At 67.0% G+C, this 25978-nt stretch carries 23 protein-coding genes and 1 tRNA gene; 12 read left to right on the top strand and 12 right to left on the bottom strand.

Annotated features, from left to right (window positions below; translation table 11 throughout):
* The first annotated feature begins 147 nt into the window (after nucleotides 1-147).
* The 3 genes from ACIBCN_RS29165 (at nucleotide 148) to ACIBCN_RS29155 (ending at nucleotide 2527) form a co-directional block, all read left to right on the top strand.
* Nucleotides 148-579 (top strand): VOC family protein, encoded by a 432-nt coding sequence (locus ACIBCN_RS29165; RefSeq protein ID WP_396994893.1) that lies wholly within the window; start codon nucleotides 148-150, stop codon nucleotides 577-579.
* A 104-nt stretch (nucleotides 580-683) separates the two neighbouring features.
* Nucleotides 684-1691, top strand: a complete 1008-nt coding sequence (locus ACIBCN_RS29160) for an ATP-binding cassette domain-containing protein (protein ID WP_396994892.1) — start codon at nucleotides 684-686, stop codon at nucleotides 1689-1691.
* The gene (locus tag ACIBCN_RS29155; protein ID WP_396994891.1) at nucleotides 1688-2527 is read left to right on the top strand and encodes an ABC transporter permease; all 840 of its coding nucleotides are present in this window, start codon (nucleotides 1688-1690) and stop codon (nucleotides 2525-2527) included. The genes ACIBCN_RS29160 and ACIBCN_RS29155 overlap by 4 nt, the downstream gene beginning before the upstream one ends.
* Here the strand turns inward: ACIBCN_RS29155 and ACIBCN_RS29150 are convergent, their stop codons facing one another.
* On the bottom strand, nucleotides 2528-2740 hold the full coding sequence (locus ACIBCN_RS29150; RefSeq protein ID WP_396994889.1) for a hypothetical protein: 213 nt from the start codon (nucleotides 2738-2740) through the stop codon (nucleotides 2528-2530). It abuts the gene before it with no gap.
* Nucleotides 2741-3004: 264 nt separating this feature from the next.
* Here ACIBCN_RS29150 and ACIBCN_RS29145 point away from each other — a divergent pair, with 264 nt between their 5' ends.
* Both ACIBCN_RS29145 and ACIBCN_RS29140 read left to right on the top strand, forming a co-directional pair.
* Complete coding sequence (locus tag ACIBCN_RS29145; protein WP_396994888.1) at nucleotides 3005-3532, top strand: peptidylprolyl isomerase; 528 nt, start codon at nucleotides 3005-3007, stop codon at nucleotides 3530-3532.
* Nucleotides 3533-3536: 4 nt separating this feature from the next.
* A complete protein-coding gene (locus ACIBCN_RS29140; RefSeq protein WP_396994887.1) occupies nucleotides 3537-4403 on the top strand; it encodes a rhomboid family intramembrane serine protease in 867 nt (288 codons plus the stop codon).
* A 162-nt stretch (nucleotides 4404-4565) separates the two neighbouring features.
* Here ACIBCN_RS29140 and ACIBCN_RS29135 read toward each other — a convergent pair whose 3' ends face one another.
* Both ACIBCN_RS29135 and crgA read right to left on the bottom strand, forming a co-directional pair.
* Nucleotides 4566-4982, bottom strand: coding sequence for a PH domain-containing protein (locus ACIBCN_RS29135; RefSeq protein WP_396995167.1), 417 nt, complete (start codon nucleotides 4980-4982; stop codon nucleotides 4566-4568).
* 200 nt (nucleotides 4983-5182) lie between these two features.
* The gene (gene crgA, locus ACIBCN_RS29130; protein WP_396994885.1) at nucleotides 5183-5446 is read right to left on the bottom strand and encodes a cell division protein CrgA; all 264 of its coding nucleotides are present in this window, start codon (nucleotides 5444-5446) and stop codon (nucleotides 5183-5185) included.
* 174 nt (nucleotides 5447-5620) lie between these two features.
* On the opposite strand from crgA, the gene ACIBCN_RS29125 reads away from it, so the two are divergent.
* Both ACIBCN_RS29125 and ACIBCN_RS29120 read left to right on the top strand, forming a co-directional pair.
* Nucleotides 5621-6265, top strand: coding sequence for an aminodeoxychorismate/anthranilate synthase component II (locus ACIBCN_RS29125; protein ID WP_396994884.1), 645 nt, complete (start codon nucleotides 5621-5623; stop codon nucleotides 6263-6265).
* Nucleotides 6266-6532: 267 nt separating this feature from the next.
* Nucleotides 6533-7657 (top strand): dihydrofolate reductase family protein, encoded by a 1125-nt coding sequence (locus tag ACIBCN_RS29120; protein WP_396994883.1) that lies wholly within the window; start codon nucleotides 6533-6535, stop codon nucleotides 7655-7657.
* 46 nt (nucleotides 7658-7703) lie between these two features.
* On the opposite strand, the gene pknB is transcribed toward ACIBCN_RS29120, so the two are convergent.
* The 7 genes from pknB to ACIBCN_RS29085 all read right to left on the bottom strand — a co-directional run bounded on the left by pknB (nucleotide 7704) and on the right by ACIBCN_RS29085 (nucleotide 17694).
* Nucleotides 7704-9608 (bottom strand): Stk1 family PASTA domain-containing Ser/Thr kinase, encoded by a 1905-nt coding sequence (gene pknB / locus ACIBCN_RS29115; protein ID WP_396994882.1) that lies wholly within the window; start codon nucleotides 9606-9608, stop codon nucleotides 7704-7706.
* Nucleotides 9605-11113: a serine/threonine-protein kinase gene (locus ACIBCN_RS29110; protein WP_396994881.1), complete on the bottom strand. Its 1509-nt coding sequence runs from the start codon at nucleotides 11111-11113 to the stop codon at nucleotides 9605-9607. Before ACIBCN_RS29110 ends, pknB begins: the two co-directional genes overlap by 4 nt.
* A 31-nt stretch (nucleotides 11114-11144) precedes the next feature.
* The gene (locus ACIBCN_RS29105; RefSeq protein WP_396994880.1) at nucleotides 11145-12614 is read right to left on the bottom strand and encodes a peptidoglycan D,D-transpeptidase FtsI family protein; all 1470 of its coding nucleotides are present in this window, start codon (nucleotides 12612-12614) and stop codon (nucleotides 11145-11147) included.
* Nucleotides 12611-14101 (bottom strand): FtsW/RodA/SpoVE family cell cycle protein, encoded by a 1491-nt coding sequence (locus ACIBCN_RS29100; RefSeq protein WP_396994879.1) that lies wholly within the window; start codon nucleotides 14099-14101, stop codon nucleotides 12611-12613. The genes ACIBCN_RS29105 and ACIBCN_RS29100 overlap by 4 nt, the downstream gene beginning before the upstream one ends.
* Nucleotides 14101-15612: a PP2C family protein-serine/threonine phosphatase gene (locus ACIBCN_RS29095; protein ID WP_396994878.1), complete on the bottom strand. Its 1512-nt coding sequence runs from the start codon at nucleotides 15610-15612 to the stop codon at nucleotides 14101-14103. Before ACIBCN_RS29095 ends, ACIBCN_RS29100 begins: the two co-directional genes overlap by 1 nt.
* Nucleotides 15609-16076 carry an FHA domain-containing protein gene (locus ACIBCN_RS29090; protein WP_014980860.1) on the bottom strand — a complete coding sequence of 156 codons (468 nt, stop codon included), beginning with the start codon at nucleotides 16074-16076 and terminating at the stop codon, nucleotides 15609-15611. Before ACIBCN_RS29090 ends, ACIBCN_RS29095 begins: the two co-directional genes overlap by 4 nt.
* 205 nt (nucleotides 16077-16281) lie before the next feature.
* Entirely contained in the window at nucleotides 16282-17694 is a 1413-nt protein-coding gene (locus ACIBCN_RS29085) for an FhaA domain-containing protein (RefSeq protein WP_396994877.1), read from the bottom strand.
* Between the two features lie 227 nt (nucleotides 17695-17921).
* Between ACIBCN_RS29085 and ACIBCN_RS29080 the strand changes: the two genes are divergently transcribed.
* The 3 genes from ACIBCN_RS29080 (at nucleotide 17922) to ACIBCN_RS29070 (ending at nucleotide 20912) form a co-directional block, all read left to right on the top strand.
* Nucleotides 17922-18004 (top strand) — tRNA-Leu (locus tag ACIBCN_RS29080).
* Nucleotides 18005-18367: 363 nt separating this feature from the next.
* Nucleotides 18368-18787 carry a hypothetical protein gene (locus ACIBCN_RS29075; protein WP_396994876.1) on the top strand — a complete coding sequence of 140 codons (420 nt, stop codon included), beginning with the start codon at nucleotides 18368-18370 and terminating at the stop codon, nucleotides 18785-18787.
* A 517-nt stretch (nucleotides 18788-19304) separates the two neighbouring features.
* Entirely contained in the window at nucleotides 19305-20912 is a 1608-nt protein-coding gene (locus ACIBCN_RS29070; protein WP_396994874.1) for a lipase family protein, read from the top strand.
* 133 nt (nucleotides 20913-21045) lie between these two features.
* Here ACIBCN_RS29070 and ACIBCN_RS29065 read toward each other — a convergent pair whose 3' ends face one another.
* Entirely contained in the window at nucleotides 21046-22236 is a 1191-nt protein-coding gene (locus tag ACIBCN_RS29065; protein ID WP_396994873.1) for an NADH:flavin oxidoreductase, read from the bottom strand.
* A 94-nt stretch (nucleotides 22237-22330) separates the two neighbouring features.
* Here ACIBCN_RS29065 and ACIBCN_RS29060 point away from each other — a divergent pair, with 94 nt between their 5' ends.
* Entirely contained in the window at nucleotides 22331-23098 is a 768-nt protein-coding gene (locus tag ACIBCN_RS29060) for an SDR family NAD(P)-dependent oxidoreductase (protein WP_396994872.1), read from the top strand.
* A gap of 10 nt (nucleotides 23099-23108) precedes the next feature.
* On the opposite strand, the gene ACIBCN_RS29055 is transcribed toward ACIBCN_RS29060, so the two are convergent.
* Entirely contained in the window at nucleotides 23109-23750 is a 642-nt protein-coding gene (locus ACIBCN_RS29055) for a class I SAM-dependent methyltransferase (protein WP_396994871.1), read from the bottom strand.
* A gap of 143 nt (nucleotides 23751-23893) precedes the next feature.
* Here ACIBCN_RS29055 and ACIBCN_RS29050 point away from each other — a divergent pair, with 143 nt between their 5' ends.
* Nucleotides 23894-25309 carry a hypothetical protein gene (locus tag ACIBCN_RS29050; protein ID WP_396995166.1) on the top strand — a complete coding sequence of 472 codons (1416 nt, stop codon included), beginning with the start codon at nucleotides 23894-23896 and terminating at the stop codon, nucleotides 25307-25309.
* Nucleotides 25310-25978 lie beyond the last annotated feature (669 nt).

The following is a 25978-nucleotide window of genomic DNA, read 5'->3' as shown; positions in this document are numbered from 1 at the left end:
CGAGCACCGCCTGGATCGCGGTGCGACCTTTGTCCGTTGGGAGGCGGAAATCCGCGGCCGATTTTTGGTGCTTGGCAGCCGTTCGAAAACTCTGTACTTTGTAGAGAGTAAGACTCATCGCACCTCTGCACCGAAGGAATCGAGCGCTTGCGCATCAACGCCTGCACCCTCTCCCTGACCGTGGCCGACATCGCCGCCACCCAGCGGTTCCTCGTCGATCACTTCGGCTACACCGAGGCAATCGCCGCCGATGGCTTCGTGTCACTGACGCACCCGCAAGCGCCGCTGAGCATCGCGGTGCACGAGATCGGCCTCGCGGTGCTCCCCGAGGAGCAACGGCACGTGCCATCGCAAGGCATCGCGGTCGTCTTCACCGTCGATGACGCCGCGCGTGCAGAGGCGCGACTACGGGCCGCGGGTGTGCCCATCACGCTGCCGCTGATGGAGCAGCCCTGGGGCGAGAAGCTGTTTCAGGTGACCGACCCCAACGGGGTCATCGTGCAGGTTTTGGAATGGACGGTGCCCGGCGATGTCGAGTCGGCACTTTCTCATGATCGAAACACCGAACGTACCGACTGAATTTGTCGGTGGGTGGCGCGATACTGGCTCGAGTATCGGAAATCGTTACCGCTCCGGCGCATTCGAGCACATACATCCCATGAAACTTACGACTCAGGAGAATCATGCCCGACGCAATAGTCGCCGAGGGTCTGGTCAAACGTTACGGCGATCTGGTCGCCCTCGACGGACTCGACCTCGCGGTCCCGGAGGGGACCGTCACCGCGCTGCTCGGACCCAACGGTGCAGGTAAGACCACCACGGTCCGGGTGCTCACCACCCTGCTCGTCCCCGACTCCGGCCGCGCGACCGTCGCGGGCATCGACGTGCTGCGCGAGCCGCGGACGCTGCGTTCCCGGATCGGTGCGTCCGGCCAGTACGCCGCGGTGGACGAATACCTCACCGGCTTCGAGAATTTGGAAATGGTCGGACGGCTGTATCACATGGGTGTGCAGCGCAGTAAAGAGCGAGCGCGCGAACTACTCGAGCGTTTCCGGCTCAGCGACGCCGCCGACCGTCCGGTGAAAACGTATTCCGGCGGGATGCGCAGGCGACTCGACCTGGCGGGCGCGTTGGTGGCCAAACCACCCGTGCTGTTCCTCGACGAGCCGACCACCGGACTGGATCCACGGGCCAGGCTCGACCTGTGGGATGTCATCGAGGAGTTGGTGGCGGGCGGCGCCACGCTGTTGCTCACCACCCAGCACATGGACGAGGCCGATCGGCTGGCCGACGCGATCGCGGTGATCGACCACGGCAAGGTGATCGCGCGCGGCACCGCCGATGAGCTCAAGACCATGGTCGGCGGCGACCGGATCGAGCTCACCGTTAACCATGCCGACCGTCTCGATACGGCGGTGCGGGCACTGAAAGGCCTGGCGGACGGGGAGATTCACGTCGAGGCCGGGCTGCGCCGCATCACCGTCCCGGTGTCGGACGGCTCGCAGGCGCTGGTCGCGGCCATCGGCAAGCTAGCCGAGCACGACGTGCGGATCCACGACGTCGGTCTGCGCAGGCCCTCGCTCGACGACGTCTTCCTCACCCTCACCGGGCACGAGGCGGCGGAACTGGTCAACGACAACGGTCCCGGTGCGACCGACAAGCTCGAAGCAGCGGAAGGACAGAACCGATGACCACGACGGCTGCTGTTATCGACCGGCCCTCGCTCGTCGGCACATTGTCGATGGTGGTCAGCGACAGCCTGACCATCGCGAAGCGCGGCGTCATCAAGATCAGGCGAGTGCCCGACGTGCTGATCTTCTCGACGCTCTCGCCGATCATGTTCGTGCTGCTGTTCGCCTACATCTTCGGCTCGGCGATCGATGTGCCCGGCGGGTACCGCGAGTTCCTGATCGCGGGCATCTTCGCGCAGACGGTGGTTTTCGGGGCCTCGTTCACCGGTTCCGCGCTGGCCGAGGATATGCAGAAGGGCATCATCGACCGATTCCGCTCGCTGCCGATGGCGCCGTCCGCCGTCTTGATCGGCCGGACCCTCAGCGACGTGGTGATCAACGTGGTCAGCCTGACGGTGATGTCGTTGACAGGTCTGGCGATCGGCTGGCGGATCCGCGGCTCGTTCCTGGACGCGGTGCTGGCCTACGTGCTGCTGTTGCTGTTCGCCTACGCGGTGTCCTGGATCATGGCCTACGTCGGACTGCTGGTCCGGGCACCGGAGGTATTCAACAATGCCAGCTTCATCGTGGTCTTCCCGCTGACCTTCATCGGTAATACCTTCACGCCGAGCGAGAAGCTCCCGACGGTGTTGCGGGTGATCGCCGAATGGAATCCCGTGTCCGCCTTGACCCAGGCCAGCCGCGATCTATTCCACAACACGAGTCCGCTGTCCCCGGCGCCAACCGTCTGGTCGCTGCGTCATCCCGAGGTGACCGCGCTGATCTGGGTAGCGGTGATCATGGTGATCTTCGTACCGCTGGCGGTCCGGCAGTACAAGAAGACCGTCAGCCGCTAGTCAGCGCCCGTTCTCCGCGTTGACTCCGGTGACAGGAGTCGGCGCGGAGCCGTTGCGGGAGTAGCCGATGCGTGGCGGCGCCGGGGCGGGCGCGGGGGGCTGTGGCCGCTTGCTGCGTATCAGCAAGGCCACGGCACCCGCCAGCGCGACGGCGGCCGCGACAATGAGCCGGTTACGAGTACGTGCGGATACATGTAGTGGCCCCAAGGTCATTGGCCCATGCTGGCACAACCGGGCCGTTCATGCAGTAGCGCCAGCTCAGCGGCGCGCGCGGCGTCGCGGATTCGCTGCCCTCCGCCCCGGTCGAGCGGGTCGGGTGCGGCCGGCCGCTCAGCCTCGACGCGGCGCCGACCGCTGTCGTTTCTAGACGGGCAACCCGCCGCGCGGATCCGGATTTCGACCGCCGGGCGTAACCCGACACGGTGGCACCGGCCGGTGCGCTGAAGTTCCGAGGCGGCGGGACCGTAGCATTGCGGCGTGACCTCACCGAATCAGACCGCTGTGGCGACGCTCCACACGAATCGCGGCGACATCAAGATCTCGCTCTTCGGTAACCACGCGCCCAAGACGGTCCGCAATTTCATCGACCTGGCCGACGGCTCGGCGCCGTACACCACCGCGAACGCGAGCGGCGGCAGCACCGGCCCGTTCTACGACGGCGCCGTGTTCCACCGCGTGATGGCCGGGTTCATGATTCAGGGCGGGGATCCCACCGGCACCGGGCGCGGCGGACCCGGCTACGAGTTCGGCGACGAATTCCACCCGGAACTGCGGTTCGACCGCGGCTACCTGCTGGCCATGGCCAATGCGGGGCCGGCCACCAACGGTTCGCAGTTCTTCATCACCGTCGGCGCGCAGCCGCACCTCAACCGCAAGCACAGCATCTTCGGCGAGGTCGTCGATCCGGAGTCGCGCAAGGTCGTCGACGCGATCGCCACCACCGCCACCGATCGCAACGACCGCCCACTGGAATCCGTCGAAATCACCAAGATCACGATCGAATGAGCTTATGACCGACCAGCCGCCTGCGCCGACGTGCGTTCGCCATCCCCAACGTCCGACCGGCCTGGCGTGCACGCGCTGCGGACGGCCCGCCTGCCCGGAATGTCTGCGTCCCGCGGCGGTCGGCCAGCACTGTGTCGACTGTCTTCGGCAGGAGCAGCGCGACGTGGCACCGGTGCGTACCGTCGCGGGCGCGCCGGCGGCCAGGGCGTCCCTGCCGTATGTGACCTACGCGCTGATCGCGGTGAATGTCGCGGTCTTCGCGATCACCGCGGCCCAGTCCAAGAGCCTGCTGGAGAACCGGACCTCGGCGCTGTTCCGGGACTGGGTGCTGTTTCCGCCGTGGGTCGGCGATGGTCAGTGGTTCCGGGTGATCGGTTCCGGCTTCCTGCACTACGGCCCGATCCACCTGCTGCTCAACATGTTCGCGCTGTATGTGATCGGCCGGGACACCGAGCTGGTGCTCGGCAGGCTGCGGTACCTCGCGGTCTATCTCGCGTCGCTGCTCGGCGGTTCCGCCGCCGTCATGGTGTTCTCGCAGGACACCGCGACCGCGGGTGCCTCGGGCGCGGTGTACGGCCTGTTCGGTGCGATCACCGTCATCCTGATCCGGCTGCGGCAGAACCCGAATCAGATGCTGATCCTGATCGGCATCAACGTCTTCATCAGCTTCTCGCTGCCGGGCATCTCGCTGTTCGGGCACCTCGGCGGACTGGCCGCCGGCACGCTCGCGACGCTGGGCATCCTGTTCCTGCCCACCTGGCTGCGCGCGAAATCGCAAGAGACGGCTCGCCTGATCGGCTGGGTCGCCGTGGCGCTGGTCGCGTTGATCGCGGTCGGCGTGATCGGCGCTACCGCGATATCGCTGGCCTGATTCGTGGCGCGGGCTTCACGTGAAACACGAGAAGCCGTGCCACGGAATGCTTACCCATGCCTCGCCGTGAACCATCGTGGTGCGGTATTCATCTATGCGTGCACGGCGACCGCGTGGACTACGTCAGCCGATGCGGCCTGTGCATAACTCGGCCCGTGAAGGTCAGCGAGTGGTCTCGCCGGACAGCCGGAGGGTCTGCACCAGCGTGGCGTAGACATCGTCGGGCCTGGTGCCGAGGTCCCAGCGGCCGAAGATCAGCAGCCGTTCGGTGCCGTCCTGGTCGACGTCGATTTCCAGCATCGGCATCTTGCGACCGAGCCTGCGGTAGTCGACCACCCTGGCCCGAATGATCTGATCGCGAGCGTATTCGTCGGCGCCGAGCAGATTGCGCACGACCATGCGTGGGTCGGCGCCGGGGACAACGGCGAGCCGGGGTCGCTGCCGGAAACCCAGCCCGGCCAGCACCAATAGGCCGACGGCCGCCAACCCGACGAGCAGTCGGCTGGCGGGTTCCCCGGCCAGTATGGCGGCAACGGCCAAGACGATCCCGCCGCAGGCGACCGCGACGAGCGCGGGCATCGGTGTGGTCCAGGCGAGGCGCGGGGTGGCCTCGCGCGGTGCGGGATCGAACGGCTGGGGATCGGCAGAATCAGGTGTCACGCGTCACTTTCCCCATTGCTCATCGAGTTGTCCACAGGTTCATCCACAGGTGTGCATGAATGACACGTCTGTAACCCAGATGTGGTGTCCGCGTTACCGAGAACAACCCAGATGTGGTGTCAACGCCACCGCATGGTCATGATCAGACCGACGACCATGAGACCGAATCCGATGAGGAAGTTCCAGGCGTTCAGGTCGCTCATCCAGCCGATGTGGTCGGCGGCAAGGTAGTAGACGAGCAGCCACGCCAGCCCGGCGAGCATGAACCCGAGCATGATGGTGACGTACCAGACCGGCGACGGCCCGACCTTCACCTTCACCGGCGTCCGGCTGGCAGGGTTGACCGTGTAGTCGTTCTTCTTCCGGACCTTCGACTTGGGCATGACGTCCTCGTATTTCGGCGTGCAGGTCGGTACCGGCGGGGCAGGCGCGTGTGGGTCGTGCGGAGCTCGCTCGCCACGGTGGACGAGGGCTCGGGCGCCCTCCGGTGTGCCTCTAGGCTATCCCAACTGGTATTGGATGCGACGCGGCGCCGTGCGGGGACGTAATCTCGGACCATGCGTGTTCTGGTCGTCGACAATTACGACAGCTTCGTGTTCAACCTGGTCCAGTACCTCGGTCAGCTTGGCGTCGAGGCCGTGGTCTGGCGCAACGACGACGCGAACCTGGCCGATGTGGACGCCGTCGTCACCGAATTCGACGGCATCCTGATCAGCCCGGGTCCCGGCACCCCCGATCGGGCGGGCCGCAGCATCGACCTGGTGCGCGCCTGCGCGAGCCACCACGTCCCGCTGCTCGGCGTATGTCTCGGCCACCAGGCCATCGGCGCGGCCTTCGGCGCGACCGTGACTCGCGCCCCCGAACTGCTGCACGGCAAGACCAGCTCGGTGTTCCATATCGGCGCGGGCGTGCTGGCGGGCCTGCCCGACCCGTTCACCGCGACGCGCTATCACTCGCTCACCGTTCTCGAGGACACCCTGCCCGAGGAGATCGAGGTGCTCGGCCGCACCGAGACCGGCATCGTGATGGCCATGCGGCACCGCACCCTGCCGATCCACGGCGTGCAGTTCCACCCCGAATCCGTGTTGACCCAGGGCGGCCACCGGATGCTGGCCAACTGGCTCGGCATCTGTGGCGAGCGCCCGGCCGAGGGCATGGTCGAGATGCTGGAGGCGGAGGTCGCCGCGCTGGTGCTGCAGTGAGCGGGCCAACCACAGGCACGCCAGCGGGTACGGCCGCCAGCGCCGTGAGCGGCGAGCGTGCGCGGCTGCGCGACGCAACTGTGCGGAGGCGCGACCAGCGTGTTGTCGGTAAGGGTGTCCGCGCTGGCGCGAAGTTGCGTGCCACTGAGACGGCAGCCTGTGTGAGTGCGGGCAGTGAGCCACCAATGCCTAGTCCACGGCCAAGGCGCAACTGTGCGTGAGCGAGGGGCCGGCATCGACTCGCCAGGGCGCAGTGAAGACGCGACTGTGACTCGTCCGCATGTGCTGCTGTCGGTCGCGATGAGTGTCGACGGGTACATCGATGACGCGAGTTCCGAGCGGCTGCGGCTCTCGGATGCGGCGGATTTCGATCGGGTCGATCAGGTGCGGGCGGATTCCGACGCGATCTTGATCGGTGCGGAGACGCTGCGTCGTGACAATCCCCGGCTGCTGGTCGACAGTGCCGATCGCCGGGCCGGGCGGATGGCCGCGGGCAAACCGGAGTTTCCGCTGAAAATCACCGTGACGGCGAGCGGTGAACTGACTCCGGATCTGCGGTTCTGGCACCACGGCGGCGACAAGCTCGTCTACACGACCGAGGCCGGCGCGATAGGGCTCGACAGCCTGGCCGGCCTCGCCGAAGTCGTTTCTCTCGGAACCGAACTCGACTTCGGCGTGCTGCTGGACGACCTGGCTCGCCGCGGCATCGCCCGCCTCATGGTCGAGGGCGGCACCCGCATCCACACCGCCTTCCTCGCCGCTGATCTCGCGGACGAACTACACCTGGCCGTCGCGCCCCTGCTGGTCGGCGACCCCGCGGCGCCCCGATTCCTCGACGCCGCAAGCTTTCCCGGCGCCCCGCACCGTCGCATGCACCTGGCCGACGTCGCCCAGGTCGGTGACATCGCCGTCCTGCGCTACCTGCCGAAACCAGAAGGTAAGGCAGCGCAGGACATTCGGTTCATGCGCCGTGCCATCGAACTCGCCCGGCGGTGCCCGCCGAGCGCGACGGCGTTCTCCGTCGGCGCGGTGCTCGTGGCCGACGGCGTGGAGATCGCCACCGGGTATTCGCGCGAGACCGATGCGAAGGTGCATGCCGAGGAGTCCGCGTTGAACAAGCTCGACGCGCAGGATCCCCGGTTGGCGCGGGCGACGATGTACACCACGCTCGAACCGTGCTCACAGCGCGCCACCGCGCCGCGGCTGCCGTGCACGGACCGAATCCTGCGGGCGGGGATTCCCCGGGTGGTCCTCGCCTGGCGCGAACCCGCGACGTTCGTGACCAACTGCGTCGGTGTCGAGAAGCTACGGCAGCAGGGCGTCGAGGTGGTCGAACTGGCCGAGTTGGCGGCGGACGCGATGTCGATGAACCGCCACCTCGAGCTGTCCTAGGGCCGACCGTAGCGCGCGGTCACGAACTCACCGAGCTGATTGTCGCTCAGGGCGGCCCGAGGACTCCGACACCGACGGCCACGGTTCCGTTCTTCGGGATCGAACCGCTCGCCGACGGCTGCTGACTCAGGATCCGGCCCACGCTGCTGGTGTCGAACGTGCCCTGCGGTGACTGACTGATCTGGCTCTGGGTGCCGGTCCAACCCTCCGAGCGCAACTTGTCCACCGCCTGCGCGACCGTGAGCCCGACCAACGACGGCATCTTGATCTGGTCGCTGGAGACCTGGACGGTGACCGTCGAGCCCTTCTCCGCGGTCGTGCCGCCCGCAGGGGTGGTCGAGATCACCTCGCCCTTGGGCCGGGAGGACGGCACCTCTTGGATCTGGATCTTGAATCCGGCGCTGTCCACCAGGTTCGGCTTGGCGACGTCGATGTCCTGCCCGATCACGTTCGGCACCCGAACCGGCTCCGGGCCGGTGCCGATGGTGATCACGATGGCCTTGTCGACATCGACCCGCGAACCCGCCGACGGGTCCTGCGCGATGACCTTGTCGTTGTCCTGCGTGCTGGACGGCTTGCGCTGCACGTTCGGATCGATCTTCAGGTTGCCGTTGCGCAACGCGACTTCGGCTTCGGCCTGGCTCATCCCGTCGAGCTTGGGCACCTGAACCTGCGCGGGACCGGTGGACACCTGCAGGGTGATGGTGCTGCCCTTGTCCTGTCGGGAACCGCCGAGCGGCGCGGTGGAGATGACATTGCCGGTCGCGACCTTGCTGTCCGGCTTCTGCTGGATGGCCACCTTGAAGCCCGCCTGTTGCAACGCGTCCGTCGCCTGCTGCGAGGTCTTGCCCGAAAGGTCCGGTACGGCAACCTGATCCGGCTTGCTGCCGGGTCCGATCAGCACCCAGAACAGGGCGAGCAGCACGGCGACACCGGCCGCCGCGGCAACGCCGATGTAGAGGGTGCGGCGCGGACCGCCCGCGTCCGGCGGGCCTTGCTCGGCGGTGTCGTCGTTGCGCTCGACGGTGCGATAGCTGCGCGGCGCGGGCTCGTCGGAGCCGAAGACGGTGGTGCGGTCCTCGTCGGTCATCACCATCGGCGCGATCGGCTTCTGCCCGCCGAGCACCCGGATCAGGTCGGCGCGCATCTCGGCCGCGCTCTGATAGCGGTTGGCCGGGTTCTTGCTCATCGCCTTGAGGATCACCGAGTCGAGCTCGCGCGGCACGCCGGGATGCACATGCGACGGCAGCCGCGGATCCTCCCTGACGTGCTGGTAGGCCACCGCGACCGGCGAGTCACCAGTGAAAGGTGGCTCACCGGTGAGGATTTCGAACAGCACGCAACCGACGGAGTACACGTCGGACCTGGCGTCGACGGTCTCGCCGCGCGCCTGCTCGGGCGAAAGGTATTGCGCGGTACCGATTACCGCGGCGGTCTGCGTCATCGGGTTGGCGCTGTCGGCGATCGCGCGGGCGATGCCGAAGTCCATCACCTTCACCGCGCCGGCCCGGTTGATCATGATGTTGGCCGGCTTCATGTCGCGGTGCACGATCCCGGCCTTGTGGCTGAAATCCAGTGCGGCACAGACATCCGCGACGACTTCCATGGCCCGGCGCGGCGGCAGCGGACCCTGGCCGCGCACGATGTCGCGCAGCGTGTCGCCCTCGACGTATTCCATCACGATGTAGGGCAGCGGGCCGTCGTCGACCTTGGCCTCGCCGGTGTCGTACACCGCGACGATGGCCGGATGATTCAGCGCGGCGGCATTCTGTGCCTCGCGCTTGAATCTCAGGTAGAAGGTGGGATCGCGGGCCAGGTCGGCGCGCAGCACCTTGATCGCCACGTCCCGGCTGAGCCGCAGGTCCCGCGCCTTGTGCACCTCGGACATGCCGCCGAACCCGATGATCTCGCCCAGCTCATAGCGGGAGGAGAGATTCTTCGGGGTCGTCATTGTTGTCCTTGCGAAGAAGTATTGGGCGCGCTCGGGGTTGCCGCGGGGCTCCGGGCACCCGGTTGGTTCCCCGGAAATGGTATGTCGATGGTGGGAATCCGGGGCAGGGTGGTGGCCGGAGTCGTCGACGGCTTCGTGGTCTTCTGCGGCGTCGTCGTGCTCGGCGGCGGCGTGGTCGTCGTCGGCTCCGGCGTCGTCGTGGTCGGTTCCGGGGTGGTGGTCGGCGCCTCGGAGGTGGTCACCGGCGGCGGAACAGGCTTGGGCGTGGTCGTGTTGGTCACCGGCGGCGGCGGTTTTGGCGCGGGCGTCGACGAGGTGACCGGGGGGACTTTGGTATCGGGGTTGGTGTCGCCGCCGAACATCAGATAGAGCATGGCGGCGAGCAGCAGCACCGCACCGGCGCCGAGCGCGGCCATCCACTTCTGCGTGGTGGTGAAACGCTGACCATTAGCCGGCGACACCTGGTTGCCGCCGGTGCCCGAGTTGAGCATCGTCGCGGGCGCGCCGTAGCCCGCGTTGCCGAGGGCCGCACCGGCCGGCGCGGAGTAGTGCACCGTCGCGCCATCGAAATCTGTTGGCGTGGAAGGAATCGCGACGGTCGGCCCGGGGGGCAGCACCCGGGTGGCACCGGTCATCGACAGCGATGGATTGGCCCCGGTCGGCGTCGGTGGCCTGCGACCGGCGCGCACCGCGGCCACCGCGTCGGCGAATTCGCCACCGCGCGAGTAGCGGCCGTTCGGGTCCTTGCCCATGGTGATATCGATCAGTTCGCGCACGTTCGGGGGCACATCACCCGGCATCGGCGGCGGCGTCTCCCGGACATGCTTCATCGCGACGGTGATCGCGCCGTCGCCGCTGAACGGCCTCGTCCCTGCCAGCGCCTCGTAGCCGACCACGCCGAGCGAGTACACGTCGCTGGCGGCGGTGGCGTCCTCGCCGACCGCCTGCTCCGGCGCGATGTACTGCGCAGTGCCCATCACCATGCCGGTTTTGGTCACCGGCGAGGCGTCCACGGCCTTGGCGATGCCGAAGTCGGTGATCTTCACCTGACCGGTCGGCGTCACCAGGATGTTGCCCGGCTTCACGTCCCGGTGCACCACGCCGGCTCGGTGCGCGACGTCCAGCGCCCGGCCGGTCTGCTCGAGCATGTCGAGACCCTGTCCGACGGAGAGCCTGCCGAGCCGGTTCAGCACCGTGTTCAGCGGCTCGCCCTGGACCAGTTCCATGACCAGGTAGGCGGTTTCGCTGCCCTGCGGGTCGGTGGTCTCGCCGTAGTCGTAGATCCCGGCGATGCCAGGGTGATTCAGCTGGGCGGTGGTCCTGGCCTCGGTGCGGAACCGCTGCCGGAACGTCGGGTCGGCGGAGAACTCCGACTTGAGCACCTTGACGGCCACCCGGCGATCGAGCCGGGTGTCCAGCGCCTCCCAGACCTGGCCCATGCCGCCGGTCGCGATCAGGCGTTGCAGGCGGTAGCGGTCGGCGATCATCGCACCGTTGTTCAGCATCCCCGTACCTTCACTCGCACATCCATATCGTTCAGCCCCCTCGCAGACCGGCGTCCAAGACCGCACGTGCGATCGGCGCGGCCACCTTGCCGCCCGTAGCGCCAAGCGCACGATCTCCGCCGTTCTCCACGATCACCGCGATGGCGATCTTCGGATTCTGCGCGGGCGCGAAGGCGATGTACCAGGCGTGCGGAGGGGTATTGCGTGGGTCGCTGCCATGTTCGGCGGTGCCGGTCTTGGACGCGATCTGATAGCGGGCGGAGCTCTGGCCACCGGTGGTGTTGTTCTCCGAGGCGATCATCAGATTCGTCAGCTGTGACGCTACCTGGGCGTTGAACGCTTGGCCGAGCGAGACCGGCTTGGTCTTGGACAATTCACTGAGGTCGGGCCCCTGTAGTTGGTCGATCAGGTGCGGCTCCATCCGGACGCCGCCGTTGGCGACGGTCGCCGCGATCACCGCGTTGTCCAGCGGAGTCAGTGCCACGTCACGCTGCCCGATGCTGCTCTGGGCCAGTGCCGCGTTGTCCGAGATGGTGCCGACCGTGCTCTCCGCGACCGGAATCGGGATGGATCGGTTCTCGCCGATACCGAAGGCGGCGGCCTGGTCCTTGAGTTTCGCCGCACCGACCTTGACACCGAGCTCGGCGAACGCGGTGTTGCAGGAGAGCCGGAACGCGTCGTACAGCGAGGCGGTCTGGCCCGAGCCACAGGTGGAGCCGCCGTAGTTCTCCAGCGTGGTGCTGGTGCCAGGCAGGGTGATGTTCGGCGCCGCGGTGAATTGATCCTCCGGTGTGGTGAGGTTGTTCGCCAGCGCCGCCGCGGTGACCACCACCTTGAAGGTGGAACCGGGCGGATAGGTCTGCGAGACGGCCCGATTCAGCATCGGCTGATGCGGGTCCGCGTTCAACGCCTCCCAGGTCTGGGTGCCGTGCGCGCCGTCGTGACTGGACAGCTGGTTCGGGTCGTAGCTCGGCGTGGACACCATGGTGAGGATCCGGCCGGTGCTCGGCTCGATCGCCACCACCGAGCCGGTGAAGCCCTTGCTGGTCAGCTGGTCGTAGGCGACCTGCTGCATGGCCGGGTCGAGGGTGGTGAGCACGTTGCCGCCGCGCGGATCGCGGCCGGACACCATGTCGACCAGGCGCTGTCCGAACAGGTGGCTGTCGGAGCCGTTGAGCACCGAATCCTCGGCCCGCTCCAAACCGGTGGTGCGGTACTGCATCGAGTAGAAACCGGTGGCGGGCGCGTAGGCCTCGGGGGAACTCGGGTAGGTGCGCAGGTACTTGTAGCGGTCTTCGGTAGCGACCGAGTTGGCCAGCACGGTGCCGCCCGCGGAGATCTGCCCGCGCTGGCGGGAGTACTCGTCGAGCAGCACCCGGGAGTTGCGTGGATCGGCGCGGTAGTCGTCGGCCTTGATCACCTGAACATAGGTGGCGTTGAGCAACAGCGCCACGATCATCAGCATCACGGCCATGGCGACCCGGCGTAGCGGAGTGTTCACGTCGCGGGCCCCGCTTCCGGTCGGCCCGCATCGGGCTTGCGCAACAGTTCGGTGGTCATCTCCGCGATCGGTGCCGCAGGCACACTCTTGCGGGCCGGGGCAGGCGCGCGCGCCGCGTCGGAAACCTTGATCAGCAGCGCGACCAACGCGTAGTTGGCGAGCAGCGACGAACCACCGTAGGACATGAACGGCGTGGTGAGACCGGTCAGCGGAATCAGCTTGGTGACACCGCCGACCACCACGAACAGCTGGATCGCGACGGTGAACGCCAGGCCCGCCGCCAGCAGCTTGCCGAAGCTGTCGCGCACGGCGAGCGCGGTGCGCAGGCCGCGCACGATGAGCACCAGGAACAGCACGAGCACCGCGGTGAGCCCGATCAGGCCGAGCTCCTCACCGATGGTGGTGATGATGAAGTCGGTCTTGGCGAAGGGCACCTTGTTGGGCCGGCCGCCGCCGAGGCCGGTACCGGCCAGTCCACCGGTGGCGAGCCCGAACAGCGACTGGGAGATCTGGTAGCCGGTGTTGTTGTAGTCGGCGAACGGGTGCAGCCACGTCTGGGTACGCACCTTGACGTGGCTGAAAGTCTGGTAGGCGAAGAAGAAGCCGAGGGTGAGCAGCGCGCCGCCGATGATCAGCCAGCCGACCCGCTCGGTGGCGATGTAGAGCATCACCAGCACGGTGCTGAAGATCAACAGCGACGTGCCGAGGTCTTTTTCGAAGACGAGCACGCCGACGCAGACGATCCAGACCACCACGATCGGGCCGAGGTCGCGCCCGCGCGGGAACTCCATGCCGAGCAGGTGCCGCCCGGCGGCGGTGAACAGATCGCGCTTGGCCACCAGTACCGACGCGAAGAAGATGATCAGCAGGATCTTCGCGAACTCGGCGGGCTGAATGCTGAATCCGGTGATCTTGATCCAGTTCTTCGAGCCGTTGATCTCGGAGAATCTGCTCGGCAGCGCCGCGGGCAGCGCCAGCGCGAGCAGCCCGATCAGGCCGAGGGTGTAGCCGTAGCGGGCCAGCGTCCGATAGTCACGCAACACGATCAGCAGCACGATGAACACCACCATGCCGAGCGCGGTCCAGAGGATCTGCTGGTTGGCGTCGGGGGAGGGCACCGGCAGGGCGTTGTAGATCGCCTCCTGCTGATCGGCCAGGTCGAGCCGGTGGATCAGCACCAGCCCGAGTCCGTTGAGCACCGCGACAATCGGCAGCAGCAGCGGATCGGCGAACGGCGCGAACCGGCGCACCGCGAGATGGGCCACCCCGAACAAACCGAGGAAGGCCAGCCCGTACTTGGCGATGTCCCAGGTGAGCGACTGTTCCTGACTGGCCTCGACCAGGAAGAGCGAGACCGTCGTGAGCACCGTCGCACCCGCGAGCAACAACAGTTCGATATTGCGTCGGGTACTCGGTGGTGGCGCGGGAGCGAAGCCGCCGGGAGGACTGGGAAAAGCCCCAGCGGACGGCGGTGCCGGCGCGGACATCAGTCCGTCACCCGGCAGTTCTCCCCCGCGATCTGGGGGTTCGGCGACGCGGACGACGACGGAACCGGGGCCTCCGACTTCGCCGGTGTCTTGATCTCGGTGCCCCGTGCGTCACCGGTGCCCGGCGCGGGCGGCGCGGGCTCGGTGGTGGGGGCGGCCGCGGTGCTCGGCGGGGCAGGCGAGGCGGGCGGTGCCGAATCCGGGGCCGGGGTCGGCAACACGCCGGGCTGCGGCACCGAGGTCTTCGCCGGACACGGCGGCAGCAGTTCACCCTGCGCGATGGAGCGCATCTGCTCCTTGGCCCGATCCAGCGAACCCGGCGGCAGTCCCTTGCCGACCTGCTCGCGTCCGGTCTGCTTGAGATCGGTGACCTTCACCTGCTTGCAGGCCGACGGCATATCGGCGCCGGGATCGACCAGCGAGAGCTCCCCGGTCTTGGTGACGCAGCCGACCAGATTCACGTCGTGGATCGAGTAACCGAGCACCGAACCGGGCAGCCCGCGCAGGATCACCACCGAGCCGTTGTCGGCCCCGACGTAGTAGTTGCTGCGAATCATCTTGTAGCCGACCAGCAGTCCGACACCGACGGCCAGCACCAGCGCGAACGCCAGCACGATCCAGCGCAGCTTGCGTGCCTTGCCCTTCGGCTCCGGCTCGGGTGTGCTCGCGGCGCGGCGCGGCGCGGCCCGCGGCGGCCGCATGGCTGCCGCGCGTCCGGCCGCGGTGTTCGGCGGCGGCGTGTCCTCGTCCACCCCGGACGCGGCACCGGCCACGATCGGATGGCTCTGGCCGTAATCGAGATCGATCACATCCGCGACGACGACCGTGACGTTGTCCGGGCCGCCGCTGCGCAACGCGAGTTCGATGAGCCGGTCGGCGCATTCGTCGGTGCTGCCCTCGCGCATGGTGTTCGCGATGGTCTCATCGCTCACCACATCGGAGAGGCCGTCCGAGCAGAGCAGATAGCGGTCACCGGCGCGCGCCTCACGCATGATCAGCGTCGGCTCGATCTCGTTGCCGGTGAGCGCGCGCATGATCAACGAGCGCTGCGGGTGCGTGTGCGCCTGCTCCGGCGTGATCCGGCCCTCATCGACCAGTGACTGGACGAAGGTGTCGTCCCTGGTGATCTGCGCCAGCTCGCCGCCACGCAGCATGTACGCGCGGGAGTCGCCGATATGCACCAGGCCGAGCTTCTTGCCCGCGAACAGGACCGCGGTGAGCGTGGTGCCCATCCCGTCGAGTTCGGGCTCCTCCTCGACCTGATCGGCGATGGCGGCGTTGCCCTCACGGGTCGCCGCATCGAGCTTGCCGAGCAGATCGTCGCCAGGCTCGTCGTCGTCCAGGTGGGCGAGGGCGGCGATCATCAACTGCGACGCCACCTCGCCCGCGGCATGGCCACCCATGCCGTCGGCGAGCGCTAGTAAGCGCGCACCCGCATAGACAGAGTCTTCATTGTTGCCTCGGACGAGTCCGCGGTCGCTACGCGCTGCGTAGCGGAGAACGAGAGTCACGATCGCAGCTCGATCACTGTTTTGCCGACACGGACAGGGGTGCCGAGCGGAACCCGCACGGCGGTGGTGACTTTCGCGCGATCGAGGTAGGTGCCGTTCGTCGAGCCGAGGTCTTCGACGTACCAATCATCGCCACGCGGGGACAGTCGCGCATGTCTGGTCGAGGCGTAATCATCGGTGAGCACCAGCGTGGAGTCGTCCGCACGCCCGATCAGCACCGGTTGGGTGCCTAGCGAGATGCGGGTGCCGGCGAGTGAACCTTGAGTCACCACAAGAAATTTGGCGCCCTTCTGGCCCCGGCTGAAGGAGGGCAGCACCGCGGAACCGCGTGCGGCCCTGGGCTGTATCCGTATGCCGGATGCCGCGTAGATGTCGCTGCGCAAGGTGCGCAGCACCGCCCACACGAACAACCACAACAGCAGCAGGAACCCCGCACGGGTCAGTTGCAGTATCAGTCCCTGCACGGCGTTCCACCTCCTGTTCGACCGTGTATGTCGGTGCCGTAGGTGCGGTTCGACCACCCCCACCAGCATGCTGGTCTTGCCGACCCCGGTTCCGGCGCCGTCCGTGTGTTGGCAGCATCATAGGGCCGTAGGTCGACTTCGATCACGATACGACCGACGAATCCTTGATGGCCAAGTCGTGACCTGCATCGCGCAGCTTACGGGATCAGACGATACGGATCAGGATCTCGGAGTGCCCGGCGCGGATCACATCCCCGTCGGCGAGCTGCCAGTCCTGCACGGGCGAACCGTTGACCAGCGTGCCGTTGGTGGATCCCAGATCCGAGAGCATCGCGGTCTGCCCATCCCAGCGGACCTCGATGTGCCTGCGCGAGACACCGGTATCGGGCAGCCGGAAATGCGCGTCCTGGCCGCGGCCGATGATGTTGCTGCCCTCCCGCAACTGGTACGTGCGGCCGCTGCCGTCGTCGAGCTGAAGAGTCGCCGAGTAGCCCGAGCCGGCCTGCGGGGCAGCCGGATACGCGGGCGCGGCGGCATAGCCTTGCTGCGCGCCGTAACCGGGCTGCTGCGAGTAGGCCTGGCCGTAACCGCCCTGGTCATCCTGGCCGTAGGCGCCGGGCTCCGCGTAAGTCTGGTCGCCGTAACCGGGCTCGGCGTACCCCTGCTGGCCGTAGCCGGGCTGGGCGTAGCCCTGGCCTTGCTGGCCGTAAGCCGGGTCCGCGTACGCCTGATCGCCATAACCTTGCTGGCCATAGCCCTGCTGCTGGCCGTAGCCCGGCTCCTGGTAGCCCGGCTGGCCATAGGCGGCGGGTTCCTGATAGCCCGGCTGACCGTACGCCGGCTCCTGGTAGCCCGGCTGGCCGTAAGCGGCAGGCTCCTGATAGCCCGCCTGGCCATAGCCACGATCGGCATAGCCCTGCTGCTGGGCGTAGCCCGGCTCCTGATAACCCGGTTGGCCGTACGCCTGGCCACCCTGCTGGTAGTCGTAGCCGTTCTGGTAATCGCCGTAACCCTGACCGTCGGGCGCCGCGCCGCGCGCGTAGTCCTCGCGGTACGCGCCGTTCTGCGCGCCGCCACGACCGGCAGGCGGTGGGGCGTACCCGCGGTTGCGTGGATCGGACTCCGCGGGCTCACGGCTCGGGTCATAGCCTGAGTTCTGCGTCATGGGGCCAGCTCCTGGTTGCGGGTTTGCAGGTCGTTGTGGCGTGAGTCCAGGGCTTGGAGCTGGTGAAGCTCCGCGACCGACGTCCGGGTCGACCCGGCCGCTAGCCCTGAACTGTCCGGTGTGCAGCGTAGGGGATGCCTCGAACGCCACGTGTACTTCGCCGTAGGTCTGCCAGCCTTGCTCGCGGATGTAATCCTGCAGGTGTTTGGCGAACGCGCGGGTGGTGAGGTCGTGATCGGCGTCCAACTGCTGGTGATCGGAAGAATTGATAGTGATCACATAACTGTTGGGTGCCAACAGGTGTCCGCCATCTAGCTCCTGAACATGATCGGCGGCCTCGCGTTGCAGCGCCGCCTCCACCTCCTGGGGAACGACGCTGCCGCCGAACACCCTGGCGAACACATCACCGACGGCGCCCTGCAGACGACGCTCGAACCGTGAAACGATGCCCATCTCGGCCTCCCTTCGGTGAGCGTCTCTTCTGCCGATTCGTAACAACGACACACATGTATGGCGTGTCGCGTATCGAGCACGTTCATTGCATGATATCCACGATCGTCCACACCTGTAACTCTTGGAAAGATCAGCGGGTTCCCGCGCTTGTCCAGCCCCCGCGTCACGGCCCCCCACGGGCGATTTCGTGCTGACCGGAGGTGCGTGATACTGTCTCCCAGTCGCTCGGGCGAGTGGCGGAATGGCAGACGCGCTGGCTTCAGGTGCCAGTGTCCTTCGGGACGTGGGGGTTCAAGTCCCCCTTCGCCCACCTTCACTCGGGGAAGCCTGTGCTCGCAAAGAGCGCGGGCTTTTCTCGTTTCGGTCGTTTGTCTTTGTGGGGCGCAGCCCCACGCCCGCTCGGAGGGGCTTCGCCCCCCGAACCCCCGATGCCTGTGGCGTGGTGTCACCCCTGTGGGCACTCATCCGAGGACCGGCCGGCGAACGGCGATGTCTTGCGGGCCGCGGACGGGGACGTTGGCGTAGTTCCGGTAACCGACGCGAGTATCCAGTTAGCTCATCAGCGCCCCGATCGTGTCAAGCACCGATTTTCATCGGCTTGAGCCGAGGTTCTGGTGTGGCATGCTTGCACGGTCAATATTCGTGAAATCCCTTGCGGAAGAAGGTCTTTACTGTGACTGTCTCGAACCGGACAGGTCTCGCGCTCGCGGCGCTCGGCGCAGTAACCTGCGCGGTGGTACTCGGCGCGCCTCAGGCCGGTGCCGCGGTTACCGGCCTCGAGATCGTGCCGAACGCAGCGGGCTGCTCCTACATCATCACCGCGACCGCGCAGCCGGGTACCGCGGTGTCTTTCTTCGACGTCGATGCCAATGGTTTCGGTACCCGGGACAGCTTCCAGCCGGATACGCCGTCGGTCGACGCCTCCGGGAAGGCGACTACCACCTGGAAGCCGGGCACGAAGGGACAGCACAAGATCCTCGCGCAGGAGTCACCGACCGCTGACGCCACCTTCACCGAGATGGTCAATGTCGACCTGAACCCCACCTGCGGCAAGCCGTCGACCGGCAGCGCAGGTCTCCCGGGTATCGGCTGATCGGAAAGCCTGTACCCGGCACCTTCGCCCACTCCACTCGTGGAAAGCCCATGCTCATGTAGAGCATGGGCTTTTCTCGTTTCGTCATTCTCGTGGGAGCGCTGCCCGCTCGGAGGGCTTCGCCCCCGAGGCGTCTGGAACCCCGGTGGGTGGGGTGGTGCGCGTGATAGGCGTCGCGTGCGACTGCAATCGGGTTTCAGTTACAGGCGGGGTGGACTCGTGGTGCTGCTGATGGCTCGGGTTGGCGGAGTTGAGTTCTCGGCGGTGGGGCCGTCATGGGGTGGTCGGGTATATCCCCAAGCTGTGTACAACTATCGATATCCACAAGGTGTGTACAACGCTGAATCCGCCCAATAGGGGTTATTTTCGAGGATTTGTGGTTCGTGTACATTGCTGTTCTCAATTATTGAAACGGCGTCGATTCACGCTGGTGGCGGTGTTATCACATCGGACATTTCGGGCCGGGGGTGGGATGGAAAGGTCTCGGGCGGAAGTTAATTGGGGTTGGGTCAGGGCGGTGTTGGTGGTGGTAGGGGGGGATTTAAATTGGTTCTTCCTCGCGTTTCGCGTCGGATTATTCAAATGTTCATCTACGATTGCGGCGGCTCACACCGGAGTGGTCACTTCGCTAATACCTGCATTCGTCAGGGATTTGGTGCTGCTACTCCCGGTCAACAGCTTGTCATGCACCTTTCCCTCAGCTGAAGGATCAGGTATGAACATGTTCAAAACTCGGCACCGCCGATATGGGCGGGCAACGATGTTGGCCGCGGGTGCCGCGGCCATGATTCAAGTGGCGGCTGTCGGCTTTGCCGCGGCTTGCCCGTGCGCCTCGGATGACTACGTCCCGATTCAGCCCGCCCTGACTCCGCCGGCGATGCCTGCCGAAGATCAGGTGTTTCTCAATCCGCCGCGCGATGTGGTCGCGGCCAAGCAGCCGGGCGAGATCATTGCCGCCCGCGAAGTGCATCCCGCGTTCCAGTCGATCATTCAGCCCGACGTCGACGCGTGGCAGCTGTCGTACCGGTCGAACAACAGCCGGGACGAGCCGATCGCCGCGGTGACCACGGTCATGAAGCCGCGCGGTAAGGCCCCGACGAACCTGGTGTCGGTGCAGATCCCGGAGGACGCGGTCGCGGCACATTGCGCGCCGTCGTACACCAGCCAGCTGCTGGCGCTGCCGCCGAACTACGCGGGCACGATGGGCCCGAACTTCATGCTCCCCATGGCCCTTTACGCGGTCACGAAGGGCTGGGCGGTATCCATCCCCGATCACGAAGGCTTGCTCTCGGCCTTCGCCGCAGGCCCGCTGGCGGGTCGGATCACCCTTGACGGCATCCGCGCCACGGAGAACTTCAAGCCGATGGAGCTGAAGCAGGGACGAGACACGAAGGTCGGCCTGTGGGGTGACTCGGGTGGCTCCGTCCCGACGATGCACGCGGCCGAACAGCGCGCCACCTACGCTCCGGACGTCAACCTGGTCGGTACGGTCTCCGGCTCTAACGTCGCGGATGTCCGGGACCTGATCGACTACCAGAACAGCAGCTTCGTTGCCGGGACGGTGTTCGCGGGCATGGTCGGTGTGAGCCGTGAATACCCGGAACTGCAGACGTACCTCGATCAGCACATGAATCCGCTCGGCCAGGGGCTGCGGTCCGTGCACAGCAACGTGTGTCAGGGCTGGTCGGTATTCAGCTTCCCCGCGCTGAACATAAAGGGACTCTTCGATAGTCCGGATTTCACGCGCGAGCCAGCGAACCAGCACGTCTTGGACCAGGTTCGGATGGGGAACGCGACGCCCGACCGGCCGGTGTATATCTTCCAGTCGATGGGTGACTGGATTATGCCCGCCTATGCGACCGACCGGCTGGTGGACAACTACTGCCAGAACGATGGGCAAATCACCTACCGGCGTATCCAAATCGGTGAGTCCTATTCACAAGCCTTCCTGTCCGTGCCGGGAACGTATCAGTGGCTGCAGGAGCGGTTCGATGGTGTTCCGATCGGCGCAGGCTGCAATAGGCAAGATGTTGTGGCAATCGCAAAGGACGATTCCCCCGAGATGAACGAGTGGGTGTCGATCGTCGGTCCGGAGCTGACCGCGGCCGCAGCCAAGCCTGCCTAATAGTTCGACGGGCGGCGTGGTCGGTGCCAGGCTGACGAAGCCCGGCCGGGCACCGTAGTCCGCATTGCCGAGCAATGGGGGATACCACACCGAAAGAAGGCCCGGTCCATTGCGGACCGGGCCTTCTCGCTGTCTAAAACGTTGCCGCCGAATCGGGTACCGGAGAAGTCAACACACAATGCGTGCCCCGATAGATAGTCGGCATACACCGATTGCAGTGTGTACACAGCGACTCGGTCGCGGTCTCGGCCCGCAGGCGATTGACCAATTCTGGATCGTGCAGCAGCGCGCGAGCCATCGCGACGAACTCGAAGCCGTGCGACATCGCGGTGTCGATCGAGGCGCGCGAGGCGATGCCGCCGAGCAGCACCAGCGGCAGGCCGAGTTCGGCGCGGAAGCGCAGCGCGTCGTCGAGCAGGTAGGTCTCGTGATACGGATAGGTGCGCAGGAATCGACGGCCCGCCAGTCGAATTCCCCAGCGCTGCGGCGGCGGGAACTGGTCGGCGAACTCGCGCAGCGGCACGTCGCCGCGGAACAGGTACATCGGGTTGCGTAGCGAACTGCCGACGGTGAGTTCGAGCGCGTCGAGGTTGCCGTCCTGCGCGAGCCACCGTGCGACGGACAGGCTTTCGTCGCCGCCGAACCCGCCGCGCACCCCGTCGTCCATGTTGAACTTCGCCAGCACCGCGATCTCGCCGCCGACCTCCTGGCGCACCGCGTCGGCGGTCTGCCTGGCCAGCTTCGCGCGGTTGACCAGGGTTTCGCCGTACTCGTCCGAGCGCTTGTTCAGCGCGGGGCTGAGGAACGAGCTGATCAGATAGTTGTGCCCGAAATGCAGTTCGACGGCGTCGAACCCGGCTGCCACCGCCAGCCGGGCGGCCCGCGCGTGCGCGGTGATGATCCGCCGGACGTCGGCGGCCGTCGCCGCCTGGGTGAGCCGCAGGCTGATCGGACTGAACTGCTTACTCGGCGCGAGCGCCGGTGCGCGATTGGAGGCCGCGTTCGCAACTGGGCCAGCGTGGCCCAACTGCGCCGACACCGCACCGCCTTCGCTGTGCACCGCGTCGGTGAGCCGACGCAACCCCGGCACCGCCTCGGGGCGCATCCAGATCTGATGCCGGTCGGTCCGTCCTTCGGGCGCGACCGCGCAGTAGGCGACGGTGGTCAGCCCGGCGCCGCCCGCCGCGACCCGGCGATGGAAGTCGATGAGTTCGTCGGTAACCAGGGCGTCTGGCGTGCGCCCCTCGAATGTCGCGGCCTTGATGATGCGGTTGCGCAGCTGCACCGGCCCGAGCCTGGCCGGTTGGAACGCGTCGTTCGACATCTGCTCACACTAGAACGTGTTTCAGTTCGACGTTCCGGAATTGAGGTGGCGGAAGTGGCTTGACTCACAATGAGAACCTGTTCTAATTCTTGGCATGCGCAGATATGACGGCCGCCGCGTGGTGGTGACGGGAGCAGGCTCCGGCATCGGACAGGGCATCGCCCTGCGGCTGCTGGACGAGGGGGCCCAGCTGGTCGCCGCCGATATCGATGAGCCGGGGCTGGCGGCGACGGCGGAGAAGGCGGGCGACGCCGCCGAGCGATTGCGGACGGTCGCGGTGAATGTGGCCGATCCGGACTCGGTGCGCTCGGCGACCGCGACGGCGCTGGACTTCCTCGGCGGGCTCGACGTGCTGGTGAACGGCGCGGGCATCCTGCGCCCGGCCCGCACCCACGAGATGCCGCTGGACGCGTGGAACCAGGTGCTCGCGGTGAACCTCACCGGCACCTTCCTGATGACGCAATCCGCGCTGCCCGCGCTGGTGGAATCCGGGCACGGCGTGGTCGTCAACATCTCCTCGACCGCGGCGTTCAGCGCCGCGCCCTACCTCGCGGCCTATGCGGCGTCGAAAGGCGGCGTGAACGCCTTCACGCACGCGATCGCGCTGGAGTACGCCAAGCAGGGGTTGCGCGCGGTGAACGTCGTGCCCGCGGGCATCACCAGCGGTATCACCACGAAATCGATCCGGGATCAGCCGGAAGGCTTTGATCCGAAACTGTTCGCCCGGATGACCGGTTGGCTCAACGGCGGTGCGCTCGGTAGTCCGGAGGACATCGCCGGCGTGGTCGCGATGGTGGCTTCCGACGATGGCCGGTACATGACCGGCACAGAGATCAGGATCGACGGCGGCGCGTTGATGTAGCCGCGCGGGTTCAAGAACGCTTCGTGGCGATCAGCAGATGATGCGGGATCGGCGGATTCGGCAGCTCCTGGTGGTCCACCGGGCAACCCGACTTCCCCAGCGCGGCAATGACGTCGGCGACCGGGCGCAGGATGAAGCCGTAGGGCGTGAACGGCATCTTCGCCATGGTGTCCGGGTCGCCGATGCCGATCACCACCCGGCCGCCGGGTCGGACGACGCGGGCCAGTTCCGCGCAGACCGCGTCCAGATCCGGCACGAAATAGATGGTGTTGACCGTGATCGCGGCGTCCAGGCTGTCGTCGTCGAGCGGCAACGCGGTGAGCGAGCCCTCGGCGAGTCGCAGCCGGCCCGAGGCGAGGTCGCGCGGATAGCCCGAGCGGGCGCGCGCGAGCATGTCGGGGGAGAGTTCGACGCCGTGCACGATGCCGTCGGTCCCGACGCGCGCGAGCAGCAGGGAAAGCCCTGCGCCACCGCCGAATCCGAGGTCGGCGGCGGTCTCGCCCTCGGTGATCGCGGCCGCCGTCACCGCGGCCTCGATGGCGCGCTTGTTGCCGCGGTTGAGCATGAACGCCACGCCCTTGCCGAGCACACCGTGTGGATTGCCGAGCTGACCGGCCAGGGTGGACATCAAGCGGGCGCGCACACCGTTCATGGCGCCATCGTAGGCACACCGCAGCCGTTGCCGCCGCCGACCGATGTCCGGCCACCATTTGAATCATCGACGTTTCGAATACTGTTCCGAATGCGTTCGTTTCGGTTCGATCGGATGCTGTGTTGTCGACCCGAAAGACCGTGATGCGCGCACCACTGATCCTGCTCGCCGCCTGCTCGATGGCGCTGTTGATCGCGGGCCCCGCCGCGGCGACCGGTCAGTGGGGTCCGCTGGCACCGCCCAATCCGTATCTCGGGCCGCTCGGCACCTCGACGATGCATGGGGACGCGGGTTCGTCGGATGCCACTGCGCTGGCCGGGCCCGGGGTGGGCGCGGCGTCGGTCTCGGCCTATCCGCTCGCCGCGGCGTGCCCGACGCTGCTCGAGGGTTCGGACAAGCTGGTGGTCGCGTTGTGCACGGCGATCGTCGGCCAGACTCCGACCGTGCAGCTGATCGATCCGGCGGCACCCGGACCGCTCGGGCACTCGCTGGCCGCGCTCCAGCTGACCAAGGGCAGTCTGCTCGGCGGCGTCTACGCGTATCTGGACAACAACGACCGGCTGGTGGTCGTGGACGGCGACAATCGCTTGCTCCGTATCGGTCATGCCCGCGACGCGGCGGGTAAGTGGCAGTTGGCCAGCGAGCCGGTGGCCGACCTGTCGGCGGTGATTCCGGTGGGGGACAACGTGACCGGGTTGGTGCCGGATTGGTCGGGCAATATCTGGTTCGCCACCGGGAACGGCGTCGTCGGGCTGGTCGCACCGTCCGGCGCGGCGGTCACAGTGACGTTGCCCGCCGATGAGCAAGTGGCCAATAGCATTTCGGCGGCACCGAGCGGACGGATCGCGGTGGCGACCACCCACGCGCTGTACGAGCTGCGCGCCGACGCGTCCGGCCGGCCCGAGGTGGTCTGGCGCGCGCCGTACGCGCGCGGCGCGGCCCGCAAGCCGGGACAGTTGAGCTGGGGTACCGGATCCACGCCCACCTACTTCGGGCCGCACACCGGCGCCGACTACCTGACCATCGTCGACAATGCCGACGGGCAGGTCAACGCGCTGGTATTCCGTTCGGGAACCGGACAATTGGTGTGCTCGCAACCGGTGCTGACGAAGGGCGGTGCGGGCAGCGAGAATTCACCGGTCGGCATCGGCCGCTCGTTGTTCGTCGCCAGTACCTATGGCTACCCGTATCCGGCGGTGCCCGCAGGCGCGGGGCCTGCCGTTCCGCCGACCGCGCCATTCGCCGGCGGCATGACCCGGGTTGATGTGGACGACAACGGTTGTCACACGGTGTGGGAGAACTCGGTGCGCAGCGCGGCCGTCCCACACTTGTCCACAGCCGATGGCGCTATATACACAGTGACCCGTCTCGGGCCGGACGTCACCACACCGCTGGATGGTTACGCGTTCGCCGTGCTCGACCCGGAGACCGGAGCGGTGATCGCGAGTCGTCCGTTGCCCGGCACCATCGTCGACGATCCGCTGCAGACGTCGCCGTTGATCGCCCATGGCCGACAGGTGTTGCAGGGCACGGTCACCGGCATTCTGCGGGTCGGCTGAGCGCGCCCGGCCGGGTGTGGATACCGCTGTCACTCAGCGGACTTCACGGTTTATGCACATGCCGAATGTCGGTGATTCCACCTGTGGATAAATCTGTGAGCTGCTCGAGGAGCATCGAGGGATGCCCACCCGCGCGGTAGCCCGTTCTGGGCGCGATATTGCGCCGCACGAGGTTTGGCGGAGCAGCCTCGCGGCTGTGGATGGAGCCGTGTGTTGTTTCGGGATGGCCGAACGCCGTTCACCTTCGCGTTCCCTGCCTGACCTCGAGCGTTGCGGCGCAATCGACTCCGAAGCGCCTGGGTGGTGGCTGTGTATGACGTCGGGAAGGGTGCGGAAAGCTGTGCGCGAAAGGTGTTGAGACAGCGTCGCCTGTGTGGATGACGCGGCGGTGCCGGGGTGTGGACATCGATCGGATCGGCCGGTGGTGTTCCGGACGACGGCGGCACATGCCGAACCTGTCCACAGCGGTGGACGGTGCACAATTCCCAGCCTGTGCACGGAGTGCGAAGGGTGCGTGATCGCGGGTTACGGCTGCTGCACGTTGTGCATAGCCCGGCGGCGCGTAGCGGTCGCACCGCGCCGCGACTGGCACGGCAGCCAACTGGGCGTGGGCCTTTCGGCGTGTTGTACCGGTGTGTCCCGTTTGGGGAACGCTTGCCGCAGTGTCGA

The organism is Nocardia sp. NPDC051052 (assembly GCF_044456045.1).
Taxonomy (GTDB): domain Bacteria; phylum Actinomycetota; class Actinomycetes; order Mycobacteriales; family Mycobacteriaceae; genus Nocardia.
This window is presented reverse-complemented; position numbering and strand designations above follow the sequence as displayed.

Excerpts from the sequence above, each read along its gene's own strand:
- ACIBCN_RS29160 (WP_396994892.1), top strand. The coding sequence starts at position 684 with ATGCCCGACGCAATAGTCGCCGAGGGTCTGGTCAAACGTTACGGCGAT.
- ACIBCN_RS29155 (WP_396994891.1), top strand. The coding sequence starts at position 1,688 with ATGACCACGACGGCTGCTGTTATCGACCGGCCCTCGCTCGTCGGCACA.
- ACIBCN_RS29150 (WP_396994889.1), bottom strand. The coding sequence starts at position 2,740 with ATGACCTTGGGGCCACTACATGTATCCGCACGTACTCGTAACCGGCTC.
- ACIBCN_RS29140 (WP_396994887.1), top strand. The coding sequence starts at position 3,537 with ATGACCGACCAGCCGCCTGCGCCGACGTGCGTTCGCCATCCCCAACGT.
- ACIBCN_RS29135 (WP_396995167.1), bottom strand. The coding sequence starts at position 4,982 with ATGCCCGCGCTCGTCGCGGTCGCCTGCGGCGGGATCGTCTTGGCCGTT.
- crgA (WP_396994885.1), bottom strand. The coding sequence starts at position 5,446 with ATGCCCAAGTCGAAGGTCCGGAAGAAGAACGACTACACGGTCAACCCT.
- ACIBCN_RS29125 (WP_396994884.1), top strand. The coding sequence starts at position 5,621 with ATGCGTGTTCTGGTCGTCGACAATTACGACAGCTTCGTGTTCAACCTG.
- pknB (WP_396994882.1), bottom strand. The coding sequence starts at position 9,608 with ATGACGACCCCGAAGAATCTCTCCTCCCGCTATGAGCTGGGCGAGATC.
- ACIBCN_RS29110 (WP_396994881.1), bottom strand. The coding sequence starts at position 11,113 with ATGCTGAACAACGGTGCGATGATCGCCGACCGCTACCGCCTGCAACGC.
- ACIBCN_RS29100 (WP_396994879.1), bottom strand. The coding sequence starts at position 14,101 with ATGTCCGCGCCGGCACCGCCGTCCGCTGGGGCTTTTCCCAGTCCTCCC.
- ACIBCN_RS29085 (WP_396994877.1), bottom strand. The coding sequence starts at position 17,694 with ATGGGCATCGTTTCACGGTTCGAGCGTCGTCTGCAGGGCGCCGTCGGT.
- ACIBCN_RS29065 (WP_396994873.1), bottom strand. The coding sequence starts at position 22,236 with ATGTCGAACGACGCGTTCCAACCGGCCAGGCTCGGGCCGGTGCAGCTG.
- ACIBCN_RS29060 (WP_396994872.1), top strand. The coding sequence starts at position 22,331 with ATGCGCAGATATGACGGCCGCCGCGTGGTGGTGACGGGAGCAGGCTCC.
- ACIBCN_RS29055 (WP_396994871.1), bottom strand. The coding sequence starts at position 23,750 with ATGAACGGTGTGCGCGCCCGCTTGATGTCCACCCTGGCCGGTCAGCTC.
- ACIBCN_RS29050 (WP_396995166.1), top strand. The coding sequence starts at position 23,894 with ATGCGCGCACCACTGATCCTGCTCGCCGCCTGCTCGATGGCGCTGTTG.